The 12,761-nt window shown below is 36.2% G+C and carries 9 protein-coding genes; 8 read left to right on the top strand and 1 reads right to left on the bottom strand.

What is annotated here, in order from left to right; translation table 11 throughout:
• Positions 1 to 92: 92 nt before the first annotated feature.
• The 3 genes from F3D68_RS01290 to F3D68_RS01280 all read left to right on the top strand — a co-directional run bounded on the left by F3D68_RS01290 (position 93) and on the right by F3D68_RS01280 (position 3,714).
• Positions 93 to 1,169 carry a hypothetical protein gene (locus tag F3D68_RS01290; RefSeq protein WP_151192726.1) on the top strand — a complete coding sequence of 359 codons (1,077 nt, stop codon included), beginning with the start codon at positions 93 to 95 and terminating at the stop codon, positions 1,167 to 1,169.
• Positions 1,170 to 1,191: 22 nt separating this feature from the next.
• Positions 1,192 to 2,277 carry a hypothetical protein gene (locus tag F3D68_RS01285; protein ID WP_151192725.1) on the top strand — a complete coding sequence of 362 codons (1,086 nt, stop codon included), beginning with the start codon at positions 1,192 to 1,194 and terminating at the stop codon, positions 2,275 to 2,277.
• A 135-nt stretch (positions 2,278 to 2,412) separates the two neighbouring features.
• On the top strand, positions 2,413 to 3,714 hold the full coding sequence (locus F3D68_RS01280) for a hypothetical protein (protein ID WP_151192724.1): 1,302 nt from the start codon (positions 2,413 to 2,415) through the stop codon (positions 3,712 to 3,714).
• 18 nt (positions 3,715 to 3,732) lie between these two features.
• Here the strand turns inward: F3D68_RS01280 and F3D68_RS01275 are convergent, their stop codons facing one another.
• On the bottom strand, positions 3,733 to 5,304 hold the full coding sequence (locus F3D68_RS01275; RefSeq protein WP_151192723.1) for an ATP-binding protein: 1,572 nt from the start codon (positions 5,302 to 5,304) through the stop codon (positions 3,733 to 3,735).
• Between the two features lie 326 nt (positions 5,305 to 5,630).
• On the opposite strand from F3D68_RS01275, the gene F3D68_RS01270 reads away from it, so the two are divergent.
• From F3D68_RS01270 to F3D68_RS01250, 5 genes are all read left to right on the top strand, one after another.
• Entirely contained in the window at positions 5,631 to 6,755 is a 1,125-nt protein-coding gene (locus tag F3D68_RS01270; RefSeq protein WP_151192722.1) for a lipase family protein, read from the top strand.
• A gap of 115 nt (positions 6,756 to 6,870) precedes the next feature.
• On the top strand, positions 6,871 to 9,498 hold the full coding sequence (locus F3D68_RS01265) for a hypothetical protein (protein WP_151192721.1): 2,628 nt from the start codon (positions 6,871 to 6,873) through the stop codon (positions 9,496 to 9,498).
• Between the two features lie 30 nt (positions 9,499 to 9,528).
• A complete protein-coding gene (locus F3D68_RS01260) occupies positions 9,529 to 11,583 on the top strand; it encodes a hypothetical protein (RefSeq protein ID WP_151192720.1) in 2,055 nt (684 codons plus the stop codon).
• A 189-nt stretch (positions 11,584 to 11,772) separates the two neighbouring features.
• On the top strand, positions 11,773 to 12,186 hold the full coding sequence (locus F3D68_RS01255; RefSeq protein ID WP_191092650.1) for a putative toxin-antitoxin system toxin component, PIN family: 414 nt from the start codon (positions 11,773 to 11,775) through the stop codon (positions 12,184 to 12,186).
• A complete protein-coding gene (locus F3D68_RS01250) occupies positions 12,179 to 12,418 on the top strand; it encodes an Arc family DNA-binding protein (RefSeq protein WP_151192718.1) in 240 nt (79 codons plus the stop codon). Before F3D68_RS01255 ends, F3D68_RS01250 begins: the two co-directional genes overlap by 8 nt.
• Positions 12,419 to 12,761 lie beyond the last annotated feature (343 nt).

Genomic DNA, 12,761 nt, shown 5'->3' with positions numbered 1-12,761 from the left:
GCTATGGCAATTTTTATCTTCATTCAATCACGTGGTCGTCGGTTGTTATTAGTAATTAAATCAAAACTTAAAATTCAACTTGGTTTAACTATATGAAATTTCACACAATATATTTAATCATTTTCTGTTTGTTACTCTCGGGTTGCAAAGGAAATAATTCATCTAATGGCGTTATAGAGTTACCTAAGCCAGCCAATGGTGAGACTGAGGATAACGTTGTTAGTGACAATACAAAAGATGATTCTGATAAAGGTAAATCACCGGTTGTCACTCAACCTAGGCTACAGACGGTTGATAATGGAAAAGCATACCAATCGAATAAAAATATTTATATTTATGAACACTCATATAAGGCGCCTGATGATGTATCAGATCACCGTTTCAGTTATGAATATATCGTTGAAAACAAACAAGTTCAAAAAGATCCAGCGGTGGTGACAGCAGATAAACGGTTTATTAATAACCTAGATCATCGTCTAGGATCAGGCAAAAATCACTTAAATTATGCAAAAAATTATGCGAATAAAACTAAAAAAGCCCAAGTTCGTGATCGTGAGGTAGCTACGGAGCTTGTGACAATGAAAGATGTTGCTATATCAAACACGCCAGACAAATTCATTATCAATCGTGAGGAGTATCAAATCCATACGCCAATAAAGTTGGATAAAAATCAAATCACGGATTTTGAAGCAAAGAAAGTTTATAAGGGTCTATATTCATCTCCAATATATACAGATAAGCAACAGAAGTTTTCTTCTGGCTTTGATTATAGAAGCATAGAGGATTTGGCAAATAAGCATGAGTATAGTTATGTGCATCATTCAAAAGATTTAGCTCAGATAAAGCCTGTTGAGTACGAATATATAGAGGATGTATCTAGATCATGTGCTGAAAAGCGTGATTGTAGCAATGATGCTCAACTTAAGCTCGAATATGATCAAGAGTGTCACTGCGTCAGAAAAGTAAGCAGTAAAGATAAAATGATTGAGCGTCAAAGTGAGTTTGATGATCACTATGACTACTACTATGGCTATTCTGCAAATAATAATGCAATACCAACAAGAGATCAGTCAAAAACGAAGCCGTTGATCGTTAAAGAGACGATAATTCTAAAGGCGGCAGATACGCAAGATAAATTTGTCATGTCGATTACGATTAGAGAAAGATAATCAATTAGGAATCACTCCTGTCATGAGTGATCAATGTATGAAGGATGTTTTAGAAAAACTTAACAAGCAAGAATACGATTATGTCCAAGAAGCTGCGGTATTTATTGATGGTGCAGAGCCTTCTCCCGTCATGGCATATGTTGATAATGCTTCTGAGCCAGATGCTTTTGTATTTATCAAAGGCAGGGATAGTTGGCATATTGAAGCCGCTAATTTAGATAAAAATATTGCGAAGGAAGAGATTAATCAACCTAAGAAAAATGATAAACATTTTATTAAACAAATTGGAAATGCAAGTGCATATACCTTTGAAAATTTTATAAAAGAGCTAGTTAATCGCGAAGTTGAACCTCTCAGTCAGCAAACTGATGATCATGTTATTGATAAAGATACAGATATTGAGAGTATTGAGAGTATTGAGAGCGAGGTGATTAATGCCAGTGATTTAACTGAAGGTGTTTCTAGAGTTGACACGCCGAAGTATGGTCGCTTTGAACGTGGTGTTGCGATTATTATGGGATTGAGCTATGGTCAGGCAAAAGCTATTTACGATTATATTGAGAAATTGCGTGGTGAGAAAAAAGTATATGGGCGCAAATCAACGCATGGAGATCTTACGTGGGGATATTATTTAGACCCCAAAGATTATATATCAAGTCAACATGAGACTTTTAGGCATGTGGTATTTTCATATCCGAAACCTTATATGAGTTACCATGATTTAAACTCTGGTCAGCCTGAACGCAAGCTTGATTATCTTGATACACTATTTTCAGATACTGATGAGACGGTTGATTTATTCCAAAGTAGCGTGTCTAACCAAGATAGTAAAGATAAAAAAAAGGTGAAGTATTATTTTAGGGTAAAGCCTGAATCTTTTGGTATGAATACTTACAAAGATATGACTGGGCATACGTTAAGCTATCTATATACACGATACTATAATGACTATAAGAAACAAGCAGGCTACTATGGTGACGGAAGTAATATTAAGTATAATAATAATGGCTGTTTGGTCATTGATCTTGAAAATAAACAGATAACGCCGTATACCACCTCAGCGCATTATATCAACCAGCTACAAGATGATAACATCAATATGAATTAAAAAATTGATTTGTTAAAACGGGTCAAAATTATGTCATTTGTGCAGTTATTCAGAATAGATCTCTGCTTTGTATTAAGGTTAAAATTTTATGTGCAGCTAAGCATTGTAAAAAAACAATATACAGGAGATCAAAGCGTGTTTATTTTAAAGACTAAAATTAAAAAAATATCAGTGATTGTTACACCATTACTATTGCTGGTCGGTTGTGGTGGCGGTGGAGGTAGCACTAATAATAAGGATAATTCACCAGCAGCTGATCCGTCAGCGATTGCAGCAATCATTCATATTGCAACGGATACTAATAATCAAGCAGCATTGCTAGCCCCTAGTATTAATCAAAACACATACACCTTAGATATTCGCAGACCAGGTGTTATGGAGACTGGAGGTGATGGCTATACGGTTAATATCACAGCACCGTCAGATTTAACCATTGTGACTAATACGTGCCATGGCAGTACACTGCACTATGGTGCAACGTGCGAGTTTAGTGTTGAAGCGAATAATGCATCGAGACCTGCACCAAATGTTAGCAATCATTACCAACCTGAGACAATGAATGTGAATATTGAGGCAATCAATACAGCGACAGGGCAAAAGCTAAGTAAAACCATTCCAGTTTCACTCATTAGTCTACCTGCGATCACGCAAGTATCATTAGCAACCAGTACAAATATTGGTTCACTCTTGAATAATGCCTATCATACTGCAAATATTAGTGAGGAGAATATAAGTTCCTCTTGGATTAATAGCCTTACACATAGCGGCATAAGTCACTACTACGGATTCATCTTCCCATTTAATGTGCCGCTGATATATACCTATGATGGTACTGAAAAAATCGAAATACCTCTTGCGATGGCGACGCGCTGTGGCAATACGCTGATTTATTTTGTTGCTCAACAAAAGCTAGATCGAGCGTTAGCTACTACCTACAATGACGACAATGTTACGGTTAAATATCATCCCTTGATTGCTGATGGCGTTACAAGTGGCGTCGCGGGCAATCCAAAAGTGCTTAATGGTGAGCTCACGTTACGTGAAGAGGGACCGACACCGATTATTCAGTCAACACAGATCAATGCTCATGATGGTACTTGGTCAGGACCTGAAAATGTTGATCGCTTAAGAGAATTGATTACTACGAATTCAACCTCTGGTAATAGCACGATTATTTCAGTACTGGACCAGCTAAACGGTGATCCGTTTATTGATCCAGATAATGTTGGGGTTGATAAAATTATCACAGTGCACAGTTTGCTTAATACTGCTTCGGCTGATAAATTGCGCAATGCCTTGGATGCTGGTGACTCAGTTATGGATATTGCAAATGCCATTGATTCAGGTACAGCATCAGCGGATGAGGATGAGCTTTTAAATGCATTGGGACTCTATCTAAGGGAAGTGACAAAAGCATGTTATATACAAACAACTTAACAATTTTCCATTTTAGCATCAGCTAAATAACTCAACCATAAAACCATTGACTGCGCGTGTATTCTGATCAAAGGAAAGTCCGACTTGATAAATCGGTAAACCTATATTCAGAAATTTATGGGCATAGTTTCTATCGATGATTTGTTGTAAAGCCTCTTTAGAGACATCTTTATCATTAGCGACTTTAAGCTCAAGAATAATCACTTTGTAATCAGGAATGACAATGGATATATGGATGCGTCCAATTGCGGTCGAGTCCTCAGCAACCACATCGTAACCAAGTGCGGTTAGATAACTATAGATCACAGTGCAATAAAAACCTTCATAATCTTGAATGGGATTATTGCGATACCACTCATTGGGGATAGAGGCGTAAAGGGCTACCACGCAATCATAAAACACTTGCCAGTCATCAGACAGTAAGCTGTCACTTAGGCGACTATTATTGACGGCGTTGGCGTGTGAGTTCGTGCCAATGAGCGAGACACAATTATTAAAAGCGGCTTTGACCTCAAGATTGGGATAACTCAAGCGATAACCGATTCGCATACCAATTGATATTTCTTCTTTGATGGTCAAGTAGCCTGCTTGGAATAGTAATGCTTCAAGTGGGATATTTTTTACATCGATGCTATCGATAAAGCTCGCTTGCACCTGATAGTTCTCAAAGTCAGGGACTCGATAGCGATATTTTTGTAATAGCTCAATTAAAAATGAAGGCGTGCCCGTTTGAAACCAATAATCACGGTATTTATAACCTTGATCGATAAACAGCAATATATCATAAGGGTTATAAACCTTTTGTTGCTCAAGGCCGGCAAAGTTATAGCCGTTATACCATTTTTTAAGTTTATCTTTGTCAACATCGATTAAATAATCTTGGAATGAGGATTCAAGTTCGGTTTGTGTATAACCGCAGATATCGGTATAGCGCTGATCAAGGCTAATGTCTGTTAAATTATTCAACCCTGAAAATAAGCTAACTTTGGAGAACTTGGTTACACCTGTAAGAAAAACAAATTTTAAGTGCGCATCATTGTCTTTGATAACACTATAGAGTCCTTTTAATATTTCACGATTGCGCGTTGCTTTGTTTTCATCGGTGATGACATCTAAAATCGGTTTGTCATATTCATCGACAAGTAAGGCAATAGGCTGATTATATTTGTCATGTAATGCTCTAATCAGATAATGAAGTTGGGCGCCATAGTCTCTTTTGGGAAGTGACAGACCATGTGCCTTGGCATGCTCTTCTAGCGTGAATTCAATAATATCTAATGTTGTTTTTTCACTATTGTAAGCACTTGATCCACCAAAGCTTAGATGAATAACAGGATAAGTGACATTCCAATCCCAATTGGTCTTAGCAAAGGTGTCTTTAAATAACGATTTATTGCCTAGAAAAAGCTGTTTTAACGTATCGAGGGTTAAGCTTTTGCCAAAGCGTCTGGGGCGCGATAAAAAGAAATACCGTCCTGAGTTAATCATTTGTAATAGATGTCGAGTTTTATCGACATAAATGGCATCTCTCGTTCTAATCTGACTAAGGGTAGAGTCACCGATGGGCAGGTTTTTGCGTTTTGTTATCATTTGTTGGTGCCAGTCACTGATATTTGCTTGAAGTTTAGCAAAGTATACCCATAAAGGCGATGGCTAATATTAGGATCTTTACTTATGTCTGCTAGTGTAAATATGCGGCAAAACGATACATGTTAATACATTGGTTAAATATTTTATGCAGCTGATTTTATCTAGAATTTCCACAGTATGCTGTATTGCAGCATGCAAAGGTGGGTGGTGTCTATGTTGATCATATTACTTAATTTATCGGGGATTTAATCAAGGTAAGTTATTGGTTTGATAGATAGATTTCATCTTGAGTGTTTAGTTAAACTATTCTGTAAGGAGAATAAATAATGTTAAGACAAGTTGTTAGAAAAACATCATTAATAACATTATCGGTGATTGGGTTACAAACGTTATCTTATGCGCAAATTAATTATCAGCAAAGAGGGGATTCCAGACTTAATGATATAAAAAAAGCAGCTCTAGTTGCGGATGCATCATATAAAATTGATAAAATTAAGTATGTTGATCAGAGTTATAATGGATACAATATTGAAATGGCTGAAAAAGCGACGTATGTTGAGGCGGTAATGCATCATTGTATTATGGAAGACGATGCAAAGGGTTGTATTGAAAATGAGCATGCACAGGGTTATAAAGTTGATCAAGACAGTTACTATCATGTGTTAACAGGTATTTATGGTTATGAGCTTAAATATTTTGGTTATTCTAACCCATACTTCTATTCTGCTGCGCAGAAACAAGAAGAAAAGCGCGATGGTATGTTGGTCATTAATCATAGTGCGCAAAGTCATCAGGCTGAAATTATTGTTGCCTTTCACGGGACGCAATTTCGTGCTGATGTAATCCAGGATATGAAATTTTTTATGGATGATGTTGAACTTGGTCAGTTTCAAAACGCCAAAACGCATAGGGGATTTAAACAACATTATGATAATAGTAAAAATGAGCTTTGGACACAATTGCAAACAGCGATTACCAATTTACTGCAACAAGGTAAAAAGATAAAAGTTATATTTACCGGACATAGCCTAGGAGCTGCTACAGCAACTCTGGCTTTTGCCGATAAAGTGGATGCGATTAAGCAAATGAGTGCCGCAAGCAAAAATATTACGGTAATCCTTATTACATTTAACTCACCACGTGTTTTTGACTATCATACTGCGCAACAAGTCAATGAGTTATATGGGCATGATATCATTCGTCTGTGGCGCTACAAAGATCCGGTATCAACCGTTCCTTTGGGGCGTCAAGGGTATAAGCATGTTGGTCAATCGTTGAAGTTATCAAGTAAAACCTATCGACCATCGACCAATCATAAACTAGGATATATGTTACAAGATGTATTCTCACAAGAAAACGTAAGTTATCAATTAGATCATCAGGGATATATTGGTAAAGCATCAACTGCAGCAACCAGTATGTATAATTACGCAGCATCATGGTGGAAGTGATAAAGTCTTTTTTTATATCATTTTAGCAGTGATAAAATCGTAACGATCACTCCTTGTTAGATAAATTATTATCATGCAATTCAAGCAGATAAGTAAGACTGATAAGGAGCATGACATGACAGCTAATAAAAGTGCGAGTCAACACAAACCAACAGTTGCTGATGTGATGAATACCGTAAGCAACAATCATCGAAACTATTGTGACAAGGTGATGATTAGTTATTTGCAGACAAATCACAGCGGGGGCAATTTTGTCAATGGCGAAGTCGATGAGTCTGAAAGATTTAAGCGCATAAAAAATAGTGTTGAGCAAATCAAGCAATTAAAAAATGAATTTGATAATCATATTGAACATATGATGGAAGATTTAACGCCTGTAATCAAAATCCAAAATAAGGATGTTGAAGGGGTTGGGTTGACTATAAGCTTCCTAGTAAAATATGCGCTTGATAATACGTTGCCTATTCCTGACTCAATTCCTGGAAAAGACCTTGCAGTAACTCATATAAGCCTTGCTATTGGTAGTATTATGGCGAAGACTTTTTATGAGATTTGGTCTGAGATCTTCGCTCAGCAAAATAAGCCAGCAATGGACTCGAAAAAGTTTCAAGAGGCACTTGAATCATCTGGGTTTTTAGCAATTAGTGAGAGTTTGATTGAAAAGTTTATTAAGCTTTTTTATTACCGAGAGTCTTTGCTATTTGGGAGAAGTAACGATGTCAATATCGATATGTTGGCAACGTTTAAAAACAAACACAATTTAAGCGCGCTAGACTATAACATTGCCGTTGAAACGTACTTTCTAGAAGCGCTTGATAACTTGTTTAATGAAGCATTTGCTGCTATCTATAAATATAATGATCAAAAAATTGAAAAGAAAAAAAACAATTGCTCATGGACATCCTTATTTCAGCAATATTTCAGTAAGGTTGAGGTTGAAGTCGAGTCTTATACTCAAAAAATGCAAGTGGATTTTTTAAAGCAATTTAATGGATTCCTCGTTAAACAAATGGATGAACCGACAGCTGTAGCAAGACATCCATATTTAACAGCAAGTGTTGCAGGGTTGACTGCAGGCGCTATAGCGCTTGGTGCGGCAGCAATCATTGGTGCACCAATCACTGCAGGTGTTGCGGCTATTGCCTTAGTTGCAACTGCAGTTACTGCTATTACAAGCTATTTTTCAGTGTCCAATATTGAGTCAATTAAGTATAAGCGTGGCAAAGATAATCGCCAAGGCTTAGATAAGATCGCACAAAGGATTGATCAAGAAGCGATACGGTTAAAGGGACAAATCAATATCAATAAGCCAACATCTGTTGTAGATATTGCTGAACTAGAAAAATACAATAAGGATCATTGTGATGGGATGGTTTATAATGCCTATATTTTTGTGGGATCAAGTCAATCATGGCTGCAAGAATATGCCGCTCGATATCGCCACAGTAAGCGAATTGAGACTGATTTAGGTAAGAATGCTGTAGCGCCTATTGCTAAAACATCACAAAGACAGACGAATGATTTTGTTTTGATGTTAATCAAAAAGGCTAATAATAAAGCGTTTGAAGAGTGTATTGCTAAGACGAAAGCTTACTTAAATGATACAAAACAGCATGACTTTATCCAAAAATTTCATATTAAAGAAAAAATTAAAGATCAACTATTAGAGATCGCAGCAAGGTTACCTCGGGATAAGCAAGCGCCACAAGCACTTATTGATTTTTATGTTGAGCTTGGTGGGGTTGAAAATGATTTAACACAAATAAAAGTACTAAGATGCGATAATCTAAAAACAGAGGCAAGAAAAGTTAATATAGCCTTTGCCAAAGTATCAAAAGAAGATCAGATTTTTATCCTAAGAGGAGATAGCCAATTTCGTGATACGTTGGGCTTGCCCGCAGATGGTAACACACCTATGTTGAATCAGCACAATATTGATAAGTATTTAAATAACTCATTTGATTTTCTATTTTCATTATTGCAAAAGCCAGTTATTCATTCGGGTGATGATAATAGTCAGGGCAAAGGATCAATAAAGCATAACAATGAATTTACTATTTATCATGTCTTATTACTTAAGCAATTAGCAGACTGTATCGGCCCCAATAATCAAATGATTGATAAGGAGACAAAATTAAAAATTCGTATATTTCTTAAAGAGCGACTGCTTATCGACCCTGAGATATTGCTCACTGAGTCTTTTGCAAATAGATTAGTAATCGGAGACACTGCGAGTTTAGATAATATCTCTGATCTCATTCGTCAGCATATTGCATATACTTCACCATTATATACACCACAGAAGATGTTAGCGTATGCTGTTCAAAAATACGTTAAAAGTAATGATATTCTCTTTGCTGTACATCAACAAGGAGCTAATTTTATACCTGAGGCATCACAGGCTTATGTCGATAAAATCGATAAAAGTATCAAAGCGACAGTAGATTTTGTTCAAAAATTGAAAAATGATTCTATGATGACCAATACAGGTGCTTTTTGGTTTTATCTACGTGAAGTTCGTCAAGAAATTAGAGCCACTCTTAAGCTTCTACATGATGAATTAACTAATAAGAGCCCATTTTTGATTAAGGCTAAAGGTGAGCTTGAGCAGTTAGGTAAAGATCTAGCTAACTATGATAGTATGTCGCAGAAACGTCAGTCAGAGGACATTACTTTCTGCCAGAGTTATTCAGAAAATAGAGATAGTTTTAAATCATGCCTAAGCAATATGGTAACTCAATAAAAGTACTCTAAACATAGTAGGAGAAATAGCATGGGTGATAATAAATTAGAAAATAAAGCGGTGCCTAAAAATTTTTACCATAAGTTATTAGCATTATCAGTTGATGGAGACCAGAATGACTTATATTACGATATAAACGGTCAAGTATTGTTTGAAAGCTATGATAATAACACCAAGCGATTGTGCTGTATCGATAGCTTAGGCATTCAAAGCTCACAAACGATAGTTGAAAAACTATCGGCTAATATTGATGCTGAAAAATGGCAAAAAGGCTATGCGCGTCACCATGCAGAAATTATGCTCTCTGATCAGCGTTTTAGCATTATTCCTATTCATAAAGAGATGTATTTTCATTGCTGGCGGGTTATTAATGCTACGATGCAGAATGCTTCACCAGATATTAAAGAGCAGGTATTTAAGACGATATACAGTGCGTCTTATGACAATATTAATAGGGCGTTATTTGGTTTCTTAAATAGTGAGCGTGAAATGAGTATTGCTAAGCTTAATCAATTTATTGATAAAAAGCGTGAGCAATTTGCACTTAGCGTAGAAAATCACTTATGTAAGCTGCTTAAAAAAGAAAGCCAAATAATTGTTAGAGATGATAAAGCACTGAGAGAATACCTCAAAATTAATACCGCACTTGATATTGATGTGATCGAAACCAATGCGGTCACGGGACTATTGACTCACACGCATGGCGTTAGCCAATCTAGTCATAGTAAAAAACAGTGCGATCCAGCAATTATGAAGATTGAAAAATATCGTCTATCTGATATTGTCAGTAAAAAGGAGCCGACACCAGTTGAGATTCAATATCGCTGCCCATCATTAAGAAAGATAAATATTGGTCAAACCAAATCGATTGAAAAACAGATAGCAGAATTTTTAGATCGTAATAATCAAGCTACAAATGGTAACCCATTCATCTACAATTTATTCACCTCAATACCGGTGTACTATGATCAAAATAACCAAGAACAAAGTGCAAAAAATATTTTCCGTGCGATGCATGATTATAATGCTGAGCAAGATGACATGTTGAAATATGACGATGAAATCAGTTTGTTCTATGTGGTTAATATTCCGGTTAATCAACATTCACGACGATTAAAATATGACTCGGTCAATAGTACAGCCAAAGAGGCAATGCTAATGAGCGATATTGCTATTTTAAATACGATTGCCAAGGATAATATTTCACTGTCATTACTTAACAAAGTTAATGGTTGTTATCGTAAATTTCTGCAAAATATACCTAAAGAAACACCTAGCTCCAAACAAAACATATGGTTTCATCAAGCAGTTGAAGGAGAAGAGACAATAAAATATATTCAATCCATTAAAGATGATTTGTATTTAGCCGTGCAAAATATACCTTATCAGGCGTCCCAACAGTTCAACTTAAAAAATGCATTTTTGAAACTATATCTTAATCACTTTCATCGCAATGTTGATCAGCAAAAAGACCATTCATCGATGATGCAAGCGATGTTTTTAGCTTTGAGTGATCATCAGAATTTAAAGGGCTGTAAGAGTGCCAACGAGCGTTTTAGTTATATTGAAAACTTAAACACGCTGTTTAAGTCTTATTTGGTTAATGGTCAGTCAAGTGTGTTAGCATCTAAGGTGGATACAATCTTAAAAGACTATCTGGAAAATCGTATAGATGATCATAACTTTTCTATGGCAATCCATAAGCTGAATGATCAGTATAATATTTACAATGCTGGAGTAACGCCTTCGTTAATAGATACGGGCACGCCAAAGTGCAGTACCTTGATACAAAAAATGGATGATAATCTAGGTGTAGGCGGTATAAATACCAACTATTTTGTTGCTAATTGTTATGAGAATTTTGCACAGAATCATGCAAGCAAAGTACAAGCTCACAGCGGCAATATTGCTCAAAGAGTAAATGCATTATTATCTGATAGTGCTAATTGGTTTTCTTGGCTTAAAAATAAAGTGATAAGCTTCTTCTCTTCTCGACAACCACTTGCGCAGTTAGATACTAATATCACTCAGTATACTCAAATGGGTCATGACTCAAGGACGACGTTGGGTCATGACAAAAATTAGCCCTGACCCTGTCACTCCTCTGACCCCGTCACCCCTTCTGACCCTGTCACTCTGCTGCTGTCACTCTGATTAAAAGTGTATTTTAAGAACTATTAGCCCTGATTTCGTCACTTTTAAATTGTCATTGCTAATGACAAATAAGTAATATTGTATATAATATCAAAAGGGTCGAATAACCAGTGGCTTATTGTGAAAATAATATTAGATACCAATGTGATATATAGTGCACTTTATTCAAAAAATGGTGCATCATACCAGATATTAACAACATCAATTGCCCATAACGCGATAATCACGTGTGTATCTGTTAGCTTAATATGTGAATATGAGGCTGTGTTAAAGAGAAGGTTTGAGCATGACTTTGTTGATCAATTTTTAAGGGCATACATTGATTTATCTGAAAAGGTCTTAATATCCTACAGATATAGACCAACTGGTTGTGACAATAAAGATGAAATGGTTTTAGAAGCAGCTATAAACTGTGCTGCTGATTATATTGTAACGCACAATATTAAAGACTTTAAGGGTGCAAAAAACTTTAATGTGGAGGTAATAACGCCACAACAATTTTTGAAAACAGTAAAGGAGATTTATCATGGCTAATTTTGCGCTAAGACTACCCAATTCAATCTATGATGATTTAAAGCAAGTTGCCGAGGCAGAAGGAGTTTCTATGAATCAGTTTATCATGAGCGCGGTATCCGAAAGAGTTGCGTTAGCCAAAATAATGTCCAAGCTCGGCGGAAATACCGTTAAGATGGCTCCAAATGATCTCATTGCATTCTTGGATAAAAATGTAAGTGATAATAAGCCTTTAAACAAAGATAAAATATGATCAATCAAGTGGAGCAAGTCAGGTGTATGCAATAGCAATAAAATTAGCCCTGACTCCATCCACTTTCCTGACTCCATCGACTTGATATGCCCGCCACTGCCCTGTAATTAGCTTTGCCTCATTACTTATTCAACTTTATTCACCGCTGTTTCACAGCTGATGTGACTTACTTTTGGCATTGCCCCAAAAGTAAGCAAAAACGCTAGCCTCACAAATTTCTTAACGTTTTTAAAGCAGGTGCTACGCAAACTCGTTGCACTCAAACAGTGCTAAGCACTTATCTGCTTTAAAAACTAAAATTTCCTATGGCAATCTTTCCGAATATCACTATGTCAATAAGCAT

It is taken from the genome of Cysteiniphilum sp. JM-1 (genome assembly GCF_008711525.1).
Classification (GTDB): domain Bacteria; phylum Pseudomonadota; class Gammaproteobacteria; order Francisellales; family Francisellaceae; genus Caedibacter.
This window is presented reverse-complemented; position numbering and strand designations above follow the sequence as displayed.